We start from the raw sequence: 16,056 nt of genomic DNA on the forward strand, positions 1-16,056 counted from the left end.
GCAAGCGATGGTCACCGCGGACCCGCTGTTGCGCTGGATGCGCGGCCTGCTGGCGCTGCTGGCGCTGCTGGTGGTGCAGGTCGGTGGCCTGCCGCCGGCCCTGGCCCAGAGCAGCGGCTATGACCACACCTCCACCGGCTTTGCGCTGCGCGGCAAGCACGAAGAGGCCAGTTGCGAGAGCTGCCATCTGCGCGGCATCTTCAAGGGCACGCCGCGCGACTGCGCCACCTGCCATGTGGCCAACAACCCGCGCGGCGCCAAGGCGATGCCTTTGCGCCATGTGCAGACGCTGGAGAGCTGCGACAACTGCCACAGCCTCAACAGCTTTGCCGGCGCCCTCTTCAGCCACTTCGGCGTCGCCCCCGGCGGCTGCGCCAGCTGCCACAACGGCGTGCGCGCCGCAGGCAAGAGCGCCGGCCACCCCGGCACCGTGGCCTCGTGCGACGAATGCCACCGCACCGCGGCCTTCTTGCCCGCGGCGGCCAAGCAAAGCAACCACATCCCCACTGCCACCGGTGCTGCCTGCAGCGCCTGCCACAGCAACCCCGCCTTCCGTGTCATGCCCACGCTGGCGGCGATCCACGCCAACGCCCCCAGCAGCACCAGCGGCTGCGCCACCTGCCACGGCGCCGCCGCTGCCAGCTTTGCCAACCCGGCCAGCGGCTTTGCCATCGTTGGCTTTCCAGCCAATCACATTCCCACCCAGGCGGCCTGCGAGAACTGCCACACCGGCCCCGGCACCGGCATCAGCGCACTGCCTGTGGGCAATGGCGCGCGCTTTTCCGGCGCGCTGATGAACCACGCCGGCATCGCCAGCGGCTGCGTCGACTGCCACCGCCCGGCCGGCAGCACGGTGGCCTTTGCCGGCATCAGCGCCATCGTCGGCATGCCGCCCACCGCGCCCGCCGGTCCGGGCGCCCACATTCCGTCTTCCACCGCCTGCGAGAGCTGCCACCTGGCCAGCCGGCCTGCCGGTCTGGTGCCGGCCTCGGCCACGCGCAGCGCGCCCGGCAGCGGCTTTGCCACGCCGGCACCCGGCGGTGCCCAGATCCACGCCGGGGTCAGTGCCGGCTGCAATGCCTGCCACGAGGCCGGCATGGTGTGGATGGGCATGAACGCCTATCCCATCAGCCCCGCCACGCTGACCGCCGGCGCGCAATACCGCGGCTTCCAGACCCGCCCGCGCGCCGCCGCCAGCAGCTTCAGCGTGGCCAACCCGGCCCACCCCACCGGCGACGACTGCAGCCGCTGCCACAGCAGCACATCAGCCTTCAGCGGCGTCGACAAGCCGGCCAACCACATCCCCTATGCCGCCAGCGCGCAGTGCAACAGCTGCCACACCGGCACCGACTACGCGGTGATGCCCACGCTCACCGCGATTCACGCCTTCGCCCCCAACCCCAGCGGCAATTGCGCGCAGTGCCATGGCGCGGCAGCGGCCTCGTTCGCGATACCCGCCAACGGCTTTGCCATCGTCGGCCTGCCCGCCAACCACATCCCCACCAGCGTCGGCTGTGAGGTCTGCCACGTCGGCCCGGGCACGTCCATCGCCGCCCTGCCGGTCACCGACGGCGCGCGCTTCGCCGGCAGCCTGATGAACCACGCCGGCATCACGCGCGATTGCGCCGCCTGCCACCAGCCCTCGGGCAGCGCCACCACGTTTGCCGGCATCACGCGCATCGTCGGCATGCCGGCCACCAACCCCGCGGGTGCCGGCGCCCACATCCCCTCGTCCACGGTCTGCGAAAGCTGCCACCTGGCGAGCATGCCGCCGGGGCTGATCGCCGCCTCGGCCACCCTCAGCGCGCCGGGCACGGCCTTCGCCAATCCGCCGCCCACGGGGGCGCAGATCCACGCCGGCACGACATCGGGCTGCGTCGCCTGCCACGAGGCCGGCATGGTGTGGATGGGCGTGGCGGCCTACCCGATCTCGCCCGCCACGCGGATAGACGGCGCGCAATACACCGGCTTCCAGACGCGCCCGCGCGCCGCCGCCGGCCCCTTCAACGTGGCCGACGCTGCCCACCCGGCGGCCGGCGACTGCAGCCGCTGCCACAGCAACACCGCCGCCTTCACCGGCGTCGACAAGCCGGCCAACCACATACCCTATGCAGCCACGGCCACCTGCACCAGCTGCCACGTCAACCCGGACTACGCGGTCACGCCCAGCCTCGCGGCGATCCACGCCAACGCCCCCAACCCCAGCGGCAACTGCGCGCAATGCCATGGCGCGGCGGCGGCCTCCTTCGCCATCCCCGCGATCAACTTCGCCATCGTCGGCATGCCGGCGACCCACATTCCCACCACCGCGGCCTGCGAGCTGTGCCACGTCGGCCCCGGCTCGTCCATTGCCGCGCTGCCCGTCACGGATGGCGCGCGGTTCAAAGGCAGCCTGATGAACCACGCCGGCATCAGCGCCAACTGCGCCAGCTGCCATCTGCCGGCGGGTTCTTCCACCACCTTCGCCGGCATCGCCCGCCTCATTGGAATGCCGCCCACCAGCCCGGTGGGTGCGGGTTCGCACATCCCTTCGTCCACCACCTGCGAGAGCTGCCACCTGGCCAGCCTGCCCAGCGGCCTGATCGCCGCCAGCGCCAGCAAGACCGCGCCCGGCACCGGCTTCGCGACGCCGGCGCCCACCGGCGTGCAGATCCACAACGGCGTGAGCAGCGGTTGCGCGGCCTGCCACGAGGCCGGCGCGGTCTGGATGGGCATGGGTGCCTATCCCATCAGCCCGAGCACGCTGACCGCCGGCGCCCAGTACAAGGGCTTCCAGACCCGGCCGCGCGCAGCGGCCGGCAGCTTCAACGTCGCCGACGCGGCCCACCCGCCCGCCGGCGACTGCAGCCAGTGTCACGGCAACACCACCGCCTTCACCAGCGTCGACAAGCCAGCCAACCACATTCCGTTCGCTGCCACCGCCACCTGCAACGCCTGCCACACCAGCAGCGACTACGCGGTGATGCCGACGCTGGCCAATATCCACGCCAACGCCCCCAGCACCACCACCAACTGCGCCCAGTGCCATGGCGCGGCGGCAGCCTCGTTCGCGATTCCGGCCATCGGCTTCAGCGTCGTCGGCATGCCGACGAACCACATCCCCACCTCGGCCGCCTGCGAGCTGTGCCATGTGGGCCCCGGCTCGTCCATCGCGGCGCTGCCGGTGGGCAATGGCGCGCGCTTCAGCGGCAGCCTCATGAACCACGCCGGCATCAGCGCCAACTGCGTCGCCTGCCACCAGCCCGCCACGGCCACCACCACCTTTGCCGGCATCACGCGCCTGATCGGCATGCCGGCCACCACGCCGGCCGGCCCCGGCTCGCACATCCCCTCGTCCACCGCCTGCGAAGCCTGCCACCTGGCCAGCATGCCGACCGGCCTGGTGCCGGCCTCGGCCACCAAGACGGCGCCGGGCACCGGCTTCGCCACGCCCGCGCCCAGCGGCACGCAGATCCACGCCGGCGTCAGCAGCGGCTGCAATGCCTGCCACGAGGCCGGCATGGTGTGGCTGGGCGTGGGCGCCTATCCCATCGCCCCCACCACCCTGGTGGCCGGCGCCTCTTACACCGGCTTCCAGACGCGGCCGCGTGCGGCGGCCGGCACCTTCAACGTCGCCAACCCGGCCCACCCGGGCACGGGCGACTGCAGCCAATGCCACGGCAGCACGAGCGCCTTCACCGGCGTCGACCGGCCGGCCAACCACATCCCCTTTGCGACCAGCGCCCAATGCAGCGGCTGCCACACCGGCAGTGACTACGCGGTGTTCCCGACACTCACCGCCATCCACGCCAACGCCCCCAACCCCGTGGGTGGCTGCGCCCAGTGCCACGGCGCCGCGGCGGCCTCGTTCGCCTTGCCGGCGGTGGGCTTCAGCGTCATCGGCATGCCGGTGGACCACATCCCCACCAACGCCGGCTGCGAGACCTGCCACGTCGGCCCCGGCTCGTCCATCGCCGCCCTGCCCGTCACCGACGGCGCGCGCTTCAGCGGCAGCCTGATGAGCCATGCCGGCATCGCGAGCGGCTGCGCCGCCTGCCACATGCCCAATGCCGGCCTGGCCAGCTTTGCCGGCATCGCCGCCATCGTCAAGCAGCCGCGCACCAGCCCGGTGGGCCCCGACGCCCATATCCCGACCACCGCCGCCTGCGAGGCCTGCCACCTGGCCAGCACGCCGGCCGGCCTGATCCCGGCCTCGGCCGTGACGCTGGCGCCCGGCACCGGCTTCGCCATCCCGGCGCCCACCGGCGCGCAGATCCATGCCGGCGTCAGCAGCGGCTGCAGCGCCTGCCACGAGACCGGCTACCAGTGGATGGGCATCAATGCCTATCCCCCCAGCCCGACCACGCTGACGCCGGGCGCGCAATACCGCGGCTTCCAGACGCGGCCGACGCCGGTGGCCAGCGCCACCAGCGTGGCCGACCCGGCCCACCCGGCCGGCGGCGACTGCTCGCAATGCCACACCGGCACCACCGCCTTCACCGGCGTGGCGCCGCCGGCCAACCACATCCCGTTCGCGGCCCAGGCCACCTGCAACGCCTGCCACCTGGGCAGCGACTACGCGGTGCGGCCGACGCTGGCCAATATCCACCGCAACGCCCCCAGCACCACCGGCAACTGCGCCCAGTGCCACGGCGCCGCGGCAGCCTCGTTCGCGATTCCCGCGTCCAACTTCAGCATCGTCGGCCTGCCGGCCGACCACATTCCCACCAGCGCCAGTTGCGAGCTGTGCCACGTCGGCGCCGGCTCGTCGATCGCCGCGCTGCCGGTGCCCGACGGCGCCCGTTTCGCCGGCAGCCTGATGAACCACGCCGGCATCAGCAGCGGCTGCGTCGCCTGCCACCAGCCGGCCGGCGCGACGACGCGCTTCGCCGGCATCACGGCCCTGGTGGGCATGCCGCCCACCAGCCCGGTGGGCGGCGGCAGCCACATCCCGTCCGGCACGGCCTGCGAGGCCTGCCACCTGGCCAGCATGCCGGCGCTGCCGGTGCCGGCCTCGGCGACCAAGACCGCACCCGGCACCGGCTTTGCCACCCCGGCCCCCACGGGCGCCCAGATCCACGCCGGCGTCAGCAGCAGCTGCTCGGCCTGCCACGAGACCGGTGCGGTGTGGATGGGCATGGGCGCCTACCCGATCACGCCGACCACGCTCACCGCGGGCGCGCTCTACCGCGGCTTCCAGACGCGGCCGGTGGCCGCCGCGGGCCTGTTCAGCGTGGCCGACCCGGCCCACCCGCTGGCGGGCGACTGCAGCCAGTGCCACAGCAACACCACCGCCTTCAGCGGCGTCGACAAGCCGGCCAACCACATCCCCTATGCCGCCAGCGCGCAGTGCAACAGCTGCCATACCAGCAGCGACTACGCGGTGCGGCCGACGCTGACGGCGATCCACGCCAACGCCCCCAGCAGCACCAGCAACTGCGCCCAGTGCCACGGCGCCGCGGCGGCCTCGTTCGCGATACCGCGCACCGGCTTTGCCATCGTCGGCCAGCCGGCCAACCACATCCCCACCAGCACGGCCTGCGAGGTCTGCCACGTCGGGCCGGGCTCGTCCATCGCCGCCCTGCCCGTCACCGATGGCGCGCGCTTTGCCGGCAGCCTGATGAACCATGCCGGCATCGCCGGCAACTGCGCCGCCTGCCACCTGCCGGCCGGCAACGCCACCACCTTTGCCGGCATCACGCGCATCGTCGGCATGCCGGCCACCAGCCCGCCGGGTTCGGGCTCGCACATCCCGTCCACCACCAACTGCGAGACCTGCCACCTGGCCAGCATGCCGGCCGGCCTCATCGCCGCCTCGGCCACCGCCACCGCGCCCGGCACCGGCTTCGCGTCGGCGCCACCCGGCGGGGCGCAGATCCACAGCGGCGTCACCGCCGGCTGCGCCGGCTGCCACGAGGCCGGCATGGTGTGGATGGGCATGGGCGCCTACCCGATCTCGCCCGCCACCCTGGTGCCCGGCGGGCAGTACCGGGGCTTCCAGACCCGGCCCGGGCTGGCGGCCAGCGCCTTTGCCGTGGCCGACCCGGCCCACCCGGCGGCGGGCGACTGCGTGCAGTGCCACAGCAGCACCACCGCCTTCACCGGCGTCGAGAAACCCGGCAACCACATTCCCTATGCCGCCAGCGCCCAGTGTGCCAACTGCCACACCAGCAGCGACTATTCCGTTGTGCCGACGCTGGCCAACATCCACGCCAACGCGCCCAGCGTCAGCGGCAACTGCGCGCAGTGTCATGGCAGCGCCGCGCCCTCGTTCGCGATCCCGCGCACCGGCTTCGCCATCGTCGGCCAGCCGGCCAATCACATCCCCACCAACCAGAGCTGCGAGGTCTGCCACGTCGGCGCCGGCTCGTCGATCACGGCGTTGCCGGTGGCCGATGGCGCGCGCTTCGCCGGCTCGCAGATGAACCATGCCGGCATCACCAGCACCTGCTCGGCCTGCCACCTGCCAAGCGGCAGCAGCACCAGCTTCGCCGGCATTGCGCGCATCGTCGCCATGCCGCCCACCAGCCCGCCGGGCAGCGGCAGCCACATCCCCTCATCGCCCCAGTGCGAGACCTGCCACCTGGCCAGCCTGCCGGTGGGGATGATCCCGGCCACGGCTACCGCCACCGCGCCGGGCACCGGCTTCGCCAGCCCCGCACCCAGCGGTACGCAGATCCACACCGGCATCACCGCAGGCTGCGCCGCCTGCCACGAGGCCGGCATGGTGTGGATGGGCGTGGCGGCCTACCCGATCTCGCCCGCCCAGCTGAGCCCGGGCGCCAGCTACCGCGGCTTCCAGACGCGGCCGCGGGCGGCGGCCTCTACCTTCAGCGTTGCCGACCCCAGCCACCCGGCGGCCGGCGACTGCAGCCAGTGCCACGGCAACACGACGGCCTTCACCGGCATCGACAAGCCGGGCAACCACATCCCCTACACCGCCAGCGCCAGCTGCGACAACTGCCACACCAGCGCTGATTACGCGGTGATGCCCACGCTGGCCAACATCCACCTCTTCTCGCCCAACCCGAATGGCGGCTGCGACCAGTGCCACGGCGCGGCGGCGGCCAGCTTCGCGATTCCGGCGGCCAACTTCGCCATCGTCGGCAAGCCGGCCAACCACATCCCCACCAGCGCCGGCTGCGAGGTCTGCCACGTCGGCCCCGGCTCGTCCATCGCCGCGCTGCCGGTGGCGGACGGCGCGCGCTTCGCCAACAGCCTGATGAACCACGCCGGCATCAGCAGCAACTGCGCCGCCTGCCATGTGGCGGCGGGCACGACAGCGGCCTTTGCGGGCATCTCGCGCATCGTCGGCATGCCGCCCACCACCCCCATGGGCGCGGGCGCGCACATCCCCTCGTCCACCACCTGCGAGGCCTGCCACCTGGCCAGCCTGCCGGCCGGCCTGATACCGGCCAGCGCCACCCGCAGCGCACCCGGCAGCGGCTTCGCCACGCCGGCGCCCACCGGCACGCAGATCCACGCCGGCGTCACCAGCGGCTGCGCCGCCTGTCACGAGAGCAACTACGTCTGGATGGGCGTGGCCGCCTACCCGATCACGCCGACCACGGTGACGGCCGGCGCCCAGTACAAGGGCTTCCAGACACGGCCACGCGCGGCGGCCGGCACGTTCAACGTCGCCAACGCCACGCACCCGGCCACCGGCGACTGCAGCCAGTGCCACTCGGGCACGACGGCCTTCAGTGCCATCGACAAGCCGGCCAACCACATCCCCTATGCGGCCACCGCGGCCTGCAACGCCTGCCACACCGGCAGCAACTTCAGCATCATGCCGACGCTGGCCGCCATCCATGCCAACGCCCAGAGCACGACGGCCAATTGCGCCCAGTGCCACGGCGCGACGGCGGCCTCGTTCGCGATACCCGCCAATGGCTTTGCCATCGTCGGCCTGCCGGCCAACCACATTCCCACCAGCGCCAGCTGCGAGGTCTGCCACGTCGGCCCCGGCTCGTCGATCGCGGCCACGCCGGTGCCCAATGGCGCGCGCTTCAGCGGCAGCCTGATGAGCCACGCCGGCATCACCAGCAACTGCGTCGCCTGCCATGTGACGGCCAACACGCCGGCCAGCTTCGCCGGCATCACGCGCATCGTGGTCATGCCGCCCACCAGCCCGGTGGGCGCGGGCTCGCACATCCCCTCGTCCACCGCCTGCGAAACCTGCCACCTGGGCAGCGTGCCGGCCGGCCTGGTCGCCGCCAGCGCCACCAAGACGGCGCCGGGCACCGGCTTCGCCACACCGGCCCCCACGGGCGCGCAGATCCACAGCGGCGTGACCAGCGGTTGCGCCGCCTGCCACGAATCCGGCTCGGTGTGGATGGGCATGAGCGCCTACCCGATCACGCCCGCGGTGCTGACCGCCGGCGCCCAGTACCGGGGCTTCCAGACGCGGCCACGCGCGGCAGCCGGCAGCTTCAACATCGCCGACGCCGGCCACCCGGCCGGCGGCGACTGCTCGCTGTGCCATGCCAACACCACCGCCTTCGTGGGCGTCGACAAGCCGGCCAACCACATCCCCACCGCGGCCACGGCGCAGTGCACGAATTGCCACACCGGCACCGACTACGCGGTGATGCCGACGCTGGCCAACATCCACCTCCACGCGCCCAGCACCACCGCCAACTGCGCGCAGTGCCACGGCGCGACGACGGCGGCCACCTTCGCCATCCCGGCGGCCAACTTCAGCATCGTCGGCCTGCCGAGCAACCACATCCCGACCACGGCCAGCTGCGAGGTCTGCCACGTCGGCCCGGGCTCGTCGATTCCGACCCTGCCGGTGCCCAACGGGGCCCGTTTCGCGGGTTCGCTGATGAGCCATGCCGGCATCACCACCGGCTGCATCAACTGCCACGTCGCGGCGGGCACCGTGACCTCCTTCGCCGGCATCACGCGCATCGTCGGCATGCCGCCCACCAGCCCGGTGGGCGCGGGCGCGCACATCCCATCGTCCACCGCCTGCCAGGCCTGCCACTCGACCAGCAGCGTGAGCGGCCTGATTCCGGCCTCGGCCACGCGCACCGCGCCCGGCACGCTGTTCGCCACCCCGGTGCCCACCGGGGCGCAGATCCACACCGGCATCACCTCGGGCTGCAACGCCTGCCACGAGAGCGGCTTCGTCTGGATGGGCATGGGCAACTACCCGATCACCCCGACGGTCATCACCTCCGGCGCCCAGTACAAGGGCTTCCAGACGCGGCCTCGCGCTACGGCGGGCACCTTCAACGTGCTCGACGCCGGCCACCCGGCCACCGGCGACTGCTCGCAATGCCACACCGGCACCAGCTTCTTCGACGGCGCCGCCAAGCCCACCGGCCACATCCCGACGAATGGCAATTGCTCGACCTGCCACATCGTCGCCGGTGACTTCTCGGTTGCCGGCCTGGCGTCCAACACTGCGCTGCACACGGGCATCACCGCCAACTGCCGCAGCTGCCACGTGGCCGGCGCCGGCGCCGGGCCCTTTGCTGGCTGCGCGACCCAGGCCGCCTGCCGGACACCGGTGCCGCTGACCTACCAGCCCAAGACCATGCCGCTGCTGGCCGGCGGCTCGCCGACCGCGCCCTCGGCCTCGACCCACATCCCGGTGGGCAACGTGGCCTGCGAGCGCTGCCATTCGGCGACCAACTTCACCACCTTCAAGCTCGCCGGCACCAACCCGATGCGGCCCAACACGGCCGGCGGCATCGCCATGCACAACGCCGTACCGCCGGCCACCTTCACCTGCATGAGCTGCCACGAGCGGCCCTACACCTGGTTCGGCGTGGTCATCAAGACGCGGGATGCCGACCACCTGGCCAAGCCGGCGCGCGCCGCGCCGCATGACTGCGACGAGGCCGGCTGCCACAAGGTGGGCGCGTCCTGGAGTGCCGTGCTGCGGCCGATCCCGGTGCGCCGTGCCGCGGTGGGCAATGCGCTGCCGCGCCTGCTGCCGCGCGAGATCCTGGGCCTGCCCGCGCCGCGCGCCGGTGCCGGCTTCGACCACCGCGGCGTCACCGTCGGCCAGTGCCAGACCTGCCACAACGGCCAGCTCGCCAAGGCACGCCCGGCCAAGCACTTCGGCGCCAAGCTGTCCTGCGACGCCTGCCACCGCACGACGGCCTGGACGCCGGCCCAGTTCAGCCACCCGGCCCAGGTGACCGGCCGCTGTGCCGCCTGCCACAACGGGGTGGACGCGAGCGCCCGGCCCGGCACCCACTTCGTGACCGTGCGCAGCTGCGACAGCTGCCACCGCCCGCTGGCCTGGCAGCCGGTGCGCTACCAGCATCTGTCGCCCGCCTACCTGCCCCTGCCCGACCGGCCAAGCTGCGTCAGCTGCCACATCACCAATGGCGAGGTCATCCCGCGCCAGCTGCACGGCAACCCGCGCGTGCGGCCGGTGCCGGTGCCCGGGAGGACCGGCCCGTGAGACCCGCCATGCTGAGCTTCCTCCGCTCCCTCGGCCTGCTGGCACTGCTGCTGGCCGGCGCCGCCCAGGCCCAAACGCTGGGCGACATCGACGTGCGCAGCCAGGGCGATCTGCGCATCGTGCGCATACGCTTCAACGCCTCGGTGGGCTTTGTCGGCGTCCAGCCCTCGGGCACGACCGACCGCTACACGCTGCGCTTCGAACTGCTGGCCGGCGAAGAGCCGGTGCTGCGCCAGGCCACCGACGAACTGCGCCGCCTGCCTGCCGCCGACGGCCTGCCCGAGCTGAGCGTGGCCTACGAGGCGGCACCGGCCAACCGCATCAAGCAGCTCACCGTGCGCCTGGCCCAGGCGCTGCCGCTCGAGGCCCGCCAGGGGCCGAACGCGCGCTCGCTGGAACTGCTGCTGCGCCTGCCCGAAGGCACGGCCGCGGCACCCGCCACACCCAGGCTGCCCGCCGCCGCGCTGCGCGCCGCCGAGCCGGCGCCCACGGCCACGCCCGAGATCGAGGCCCAGGCCGGCGCGTTGCTGGCCCAGGCGCGCGAGGCCCTGGCGGCGCGCCAGGCCGATGCGTCCGTGTCCCGGCTCAACGAGCTTTTGAAGCTGCCCCCCAACGGCCAGACGCAGACGGCGCAGGAGCTGATCGGCAACGCCTGGGAAGCGGCCGACGACGCCCGCCGTGCGCGCATCGAGTACGCGCTCTACCTGCGCCTGTACCCGCAGGGCGAAGGCGCCTCCCGCGTCGCGGCGCGGCTGACGGCGCTGGGCGGCCCGCTGCAGGCCAGCGCGCCGGCCGGTGCGGCCAGTGCAGCCAGCGCGGCCGCCCCGCCGCCCAAGATCTTCAGCGGCTCCATCGCCCAGTACTACTACGGCGGCAAGGCGCGCAGCAAGTCGCTCGTCAACATCGCCACCGGCATCGACCAGGCCACGCTCAGCCGCACCACCGAATCGGCCATCGTCACCAGCGCCGACCTCAGTGCGCGCTTTGCCAATGGCTGGGGCGAGACGCGGGCGGTGCTGCGCGGCTCGGGGTCCACCAATTTGCAGTCCGGCGGCAAGAACAGCAATTCCATTGGCTCGGCCTACTTGGAGCAGCGCTTCGGCGAGCAAGGACCTGCTGTCCGCGCGGGCCGCCAGTCGCCCATCAGCGGCGGCCTGCTGGGCCTGTTCGACGGCGTCTCGCTGGTCTGGCCGCTGGCCAACGGCCTGCGCGTGGACGTAATGGGCGGCGTGCCGGCCAGCGCCCTGGTGTCGGCGCCATCGGAACAGCTCTTTGCCGCCGTGCTCGAGGCCGACACCTTGTTCGAGCGCTGGGGCGGCAACTTCTACCTGCTCGACCAGAGTACCGAAGGCATCAGCAACCGGCGCGCGCTGGGTGCCGAGCTGCGCTGGGCCGGCGAGCAGGGCTCGATCAATGCGCTGACCGACTACGACCTGGTCTTCAACGCGCTCAACGCGGTGTCTCTGCACGGCAGCCTGCAACTGCCCCAGCAGACCACCGTCACCGTGCTCGTCGACGAGCGCCGCGCGCCTTCGCTGCAGCTGACCAACGCACTCATCAGCTCGGGCGTGGTGTCGCTGAAGACGCTGCTGCAGACGCGCTCGCTGGCGCAGATCAAGGACGATGCGCGCAAGACCTCGGCCACGGCGCGGCAGTTCCTCGTCAGCGCCTCGCGGCCACTGAGCCCGCGCTGGCAGGGCAGCGCCGACCTGCGCTACAGCGCCGTCGGTGCCCTGCCCGCGGTGGGCGATTTCGAGGCCAGTGCCGCCACCGGCGCGCAATACAGCCTGAGTGCCCAGCTCACCGGAACCAACCTGTACTCGCAGCGCGACGTCCACAACTTCAACGCCAGCCTCATCACCACGCCCTTCTTCAACGGCCTGCAACTGGCCTACAACAACCTCTCGGTGCTGTCGGCCTGGCCCGACCTGACGCTGGAGCCGTCGATACGCTTCTACACCCAGCGCGACAAGCAGCAGGTGACGATCAACCGCATCGGCCCCGGCACCCGCCTCGCCTGGAAAGCGAGCCCGCGCGCCAGCCTCATGGGCGAGTTGCTCTACGAGGTCTCGCGCAGCCGCGGCCCCGGCACCAGCGACAACAGCAGCTCGGTCTTCTTCTACGTGGGCTACCGCTATGAACTGTTCTAAGGCCGCGGCCCTGCTGCCGCTGCTGGCCACCCTGCTGCCCGCGCCGGCCGCCGCGGTGCTGGGCGAAGGCCTGGCCAGCGTGCAGGCCGACACCCTGCGCCTGGCGGCCACGCGCCGCATTGCCTCCGGGCTCGAGACCCAGGTACACACGCTGGCGCAGGCCGATGGCTCGACGATCCGGCAGTACGTGGGGGCCGACGGCCGCGTCTACGCCATCAGCTGGAACACCCGCTACAAGCCGCGCCTGGACGCGCTGTTGGGCGCCCATTTCCCGGCCTATGCCGAGGCGGCGCGTGCCGCGCAGCAGCTGCGCGCCGGCGTGCGCCATGCGGCCAGCCTGAGCCATGGCGATCTGGTGGTGGAGTCGCTCGCCCATCTCAACGCCCATGCCGGCCGCGCCTGGCTGCGTTCGCGCCTGCCCGCCGCAGGGAGCGCCGATGCGATCCGCTGAAGCGCTCAAGCGCACGCTCGCGACCGCACTGCTGGCCCTGCTGGCGGCCTGCGGCGGCGGCAGTTCCAGCGAGACGACGCTGATCACCCGCGACGGCGCCGTGCCGGTGGCACGCGGCGTCGAGCGCAGCATCACCGAGCCCCAGGGCGACAACACCACCGAGGTGGTGGTCGACAGCGGCCCCGGCGGCGGCTTCGCGCTGGGCGTCGCCAACCTGCCCTATGTGACGGTGACGGTGTGCCGGCCGGGATCGGCCAGCGCCTGCGTCACGATTGACCACGTCTTCCTCGACACCGGCTCCATCGGCCTGCGCCTGCTGCGCAGCGCCGTCGCCGGCCTCGACCTGCCGCTGCAGGCCGAGGGCGCGGGCACCGTGAGCGAATGCTTTCCCTTCGTCATCGGCGCCGTCTGGGGCCCGCTGGCCAGCGCCGACCTGCGCATCGGCGGCGAGAGCGCCGCCGGCCTGACCGTGCAGCTCATCGACGACGGCGCCAGCCCCCAGGTGGCGGCGCCGCCAGCCGACTGCCTGGCCGCCGCCAACGGCGAGTTGCTGCGTTCCATGGGCAGCCTGCAGGCCAAGGGCGTGCTGGGCGTGGGCATGCTGGGCTACGACTGCGGCCTGCGTTGCGAAATGGGCGACTACAGCGGCGGTTACACCCTCTACTACCGCTGCAGCGGCGGCAGTTGCGCGCCGCTGGCCCTGCCGGCCGAGCGCCAGGTGCAGAACCCGGTGGTCCACTTCGCGGTCAACAACAACGGCAGCATCCTGGTGCTGCCTGCCCTGCCCGATACCGGCGCGGCGCTGGCGCGCGGCCGGCTGGTCTTCGGCATCGGCACGCAGGCCAACAACCAGTTGCCGCCGGAAGCCACGCTGCTCTTCCTGCAGAACGACCCGGCCAGCGACGCCTACCTCTACCTCGAAACCACGGTGGGCGGCACGACCTACCCCTACAGCTACGTCGACAGTGGCTCCAACGGCCTGTTCTTCGACGACCCGGCGCTGGCCGGCCGCTGCACCGGCGCCGGCGCCACCTGGTACTGCCCGCAAAGCCCGGCGCCGCGCGAGGCCACCATCGCCGACGCCCTGGGCAACCGCGCCATCGTCAGCCTCAGCATTGCCAGCGCTGACCTGCTGTTTGTCAGCGGCAACGTCGCCTTCGCCAACCTGGGCGGATCGGCCGGGGCGTCCAACCCGGGCGCCTTTGTCTGGGGCCTGCCCTTCTTCTACGGCCGCCGCGTGACCACGGCGATCTGGGGCCAGGCGCTGGCGGTCAACGGGCCCTGGGTCGCCTTCTAGGCCCGTGCCGCGACAGCGGCGATGCCATCGGCAAAGCGCGGCAACAGCTGCTGCGGCAGGTCGTGACCCATGCCGGGCACCATGTCCAGCCGGGCGCCCTTGATGAGGGCCGCCAACTCGCGGCCGGCGGCCGGCAGCACCAAGGGGTCGGCCTCGCCATGGATGATTTGCGTGGGCGCCTGGATCAGCGGCAACAGTGCCGAGCGGTCGCCATCGGCCAGCACGGCCATCAGCTGGCGCGCGGTGCCCGCCGGGCGCCAGGCGCGCGCCACCGTCTCCTGCAGCCGCGCCCGCATCAAGGCCGGGTCGGCGGGATAGGCCGGGCTGCCGATGACGCCCATCACATGGCGCAGATGGCGCGCAATGGCCTCGTGGTCGCGCCCGTCGGGCCGCGACATCAGCACGCCGCGCACGCGCATCGACGGCTGGGGCAGGCGGCGCGCGCCGCTGGTCGTCATCATCAGCGTCAGGCTGCGCACCCGCCGCGGGTGGCGGGCCGCCAGGTGCTGGGCAATCATGCCGCCCATCGAGGCGCCGCAGATGTGAGCGCTCTCCAGGCCCAGCGCATCGAGCACGCCCAGGGCATCGGTGGCCATGTCGGCAATGCCGTAGGGCGCCGCCACCGGCAGGTGCAGCGCGTAGCGCGTCGCCGCCCAGCCCAGGCTGGGCTTGCCCAGGTGGTCGAAGCCCTGGCTCAGGCCGGCGTCGCGGTTGTCCATGCGCAGCACGCGAAAGCCGCGCGAGACCAGAGCCTGCACCAGTTCATCGGGCCAGCCCACGAGTTGCATGCCCAGGCCCATGATGAGCAGCAGCGGCTCACCCGCGGGCAGGCCCTGGTCGTCGACTTCGAAGGCCAGGCCGTTGGCGGAGACCTTCACAGCACGAAGCCCGCCAGCAGCGGCGCGCCGTGCGTGACCTTGTAGAACCAGCGCCGCGCGCCCTTCAGATCAAAGGGCCGCCAGGCCTGCGGGTCCTGGGCCAGGCGGTCGGCGATGGCGTACATCGCCAGCGGGTTCATGCCCATGCCGATGTGGCTGGCGTGGACCTCGATGTTCTCGGTGTGGGGCGCCGGGTCGTTGAGGCTGCATTGCCAGGACACCACGCCGTCGGTCTTGCTGTAGATCGAGGTCGTCGGGCAGGCGGGCGGACGCTTCACCTGGGCCGCAAGTTCGTGGTCGTGTACCGCCTGGCCGCTGACCATCTCATAAAAGCGCCAGGCATTGGTGGAGCGCGGGTGGCCGGCAAAGGGCGAGCCCAGGGTGATGACGCAGCGGGCGTGCCCGGGCTGCTCCTTGGCCAGTTCGCGCGCATAGATGCCACCCAGGCTCCAGCCGATCAGGCTGACGCGCTCGCCGTGGCGGTCATGGATGTGGCGCAGGCGTTCGCGGCAGGCCTCGAGCACGCCATGGCGGGGCCCGAAGTTGAAGCCCTGCTGCCAGGGGTAGGGCGTGTAGCCGCGGTCGCGCAGGAAGTTGCGCATCGCCAGCGTGCTGAAGTCGGCCGCGCCCAGGCCTGGGAACACGAGCACCGGGTGGCCGTCGCCGGCCGGCAGGCGCGCGAGAAAGGGCGCGGCGGCCAGCATGGCGGCATATTCCCAGGGCGCGCGAGCCTCCAGCAACATGTGCCAGGGGCCGGGAGCCGACACCAGTTCTTCGGCGGCTACCGGGGCGAAGGGATTGGGTTCGGGCCGCGGATGGGCCGGGCTGGCTGGGCTGGGCCGGCGGCGTCGGCGCAGGGGCACTGTCATGCGCGGCAT

At 72.6% G+C, this 16,056-nt stretch carries 6 protein-coding genes; 4 read left to right on the forward strand and 2 right to left on the reverse strand.

Annotation, left to right across the window (positions count from 1 at the left end; all coding sequences use genetic code 11):
- Positions 1-7 precede the first annotated feature (7 nt).
- From JMV16_RS01405 to JMV16_RS01420, 4 genes are read left to right on the forward strand one after another with little or no spacing between them, the layout of a single operon-like run.
- Positions 8-10,402, forward strand: a complete 10,395-nt coding sequence (locus JMV16_RS01405; protein ID WP_201492360.1) for a cytochrome c3 family protein — start codon at positions 8-10, stop codon at positions 10,400-10,402.
- An 8-nt stretch (positions 10,403-10,410) separates the two neighbouring features.
- Positions 10,411-12,552 (forward strand): hypothetical protein, encoded by a 2,142-nt coding sequence (locus JMV16_RS01410; RefSeq protein ID WP_201492361.1) that lies wholly within the window; start codon positions 10,411-10,413, stop codon positions 12,550-12,552.
- On the forward strand, positions 12,539-13,003 hold the full coding sequence (locus JMV16_RS01415) for a DUF2844 domain-containing protein (RefSeq protein WP_201492362.1): 465 nt from the start codon (positions 12,539-12,541) through the stop codon (positions 13,001-13,003). Before JMV16_RS01410 ends, JMV16_RS01415 begins: the two co-directional genes overlap by 14 nt.
- Positions 12,990-14,300: a DUF3443 family protein gene (locus tag JMV16_RS01420; protein ID WP_201492363.1), complete on the forward strand. Its 1,311-nt coding sequence runs from the start codon at positions 12,990-12,992 to the stop codon at positions 14,298-14,300. The genes JMV16_RS01415 and JMV16_RS01420 overlap by 14 nt, the downstream gene beginning before the upstream one ends.
- On the opposite strand, the gene JMV16_RS01425 is transcribed toward JMV16_RS01420, so the two are convergent.
- Positions 14,297-15,178, reverse strand: coding sequence for an alpha/beta fold hydrolase (locus JMV16_RS01425; RefSeq protein WP_201492364.1), 882 nt, complete (start codon positions 15,176-15,178; stop codon positions 14,297-14,299). The genes JMV16_RS01420 and JMV16_RS01425 overlap by 4 nt on opposite strands.
- The gene (locus JMV16_RS01430) at positions 15,175-16,047 is read right to left on the reverse strand and encodes an esterase/lipase family protein (RefSeq protein WP_201492365.1); all 873 of its coding nucleotides are present in this window, start codon (positions 16,045-16,047) and stop codon (positions 15,175-15,177) included. The genes JMV16_RS01425 and JMV16_RS01430 overlap by 4 nt, the downstream gene beginning before the upstream one ends.
- Positions 16,048-16,056: the final 9 nt, after the last annotated feature.

Source organism: Rubrivivax sp. A210 (genome assembly GCF_904426505.1).
GTDB lineage: Bacteria > Pseudomonadota > Gammaproteobacteria > Burkholderiales > Burkholderiaceae_C > Rubrivivax.

What these genes read in the sequence shown, in the direction of transcription:
- JMV16_RS01420 (WP_201492363.1), top strand. Translation starts at nt 12,990, where the DNA reads ATGCGATCCGCTGAAGCGCTCAAGCGCACGCTCGCGACCGCACTGCTG.
- JMV16_RS01415 (WP_201492362.1), top strand. Translation starts at nt 12,539, where the DNA reads ATGAACTGTTCTAAGGCCGCGGCCCTGCTGCCGCTGCTGGCCACCCTG.
- JMV16_RS01405 (WP_201492360.1), top strand. Translation starts at nt 8, where the DNA reads ATGGTCACCGCGGACCCGCTGTTGCGCTGGATGCGCGGCCTGCTGGCG.
- JMV16_RS01410 (WP_201492361.1), top strand. Translation starts at nt 10,411, where the DNA reads ATGCTGAGCTTCCTCCGCTCCCTCGGCCTGCTGGCACTGCTGCTGGCC.
- JMV16_RS01430 (WP_201492365.1), bottom strand. Translation starts at nt 16,047, where the DNA reads ATGACAGTGCCCCTGCGCCGACGCCGCCGGCCCAGCCCAGCCAGCCCG.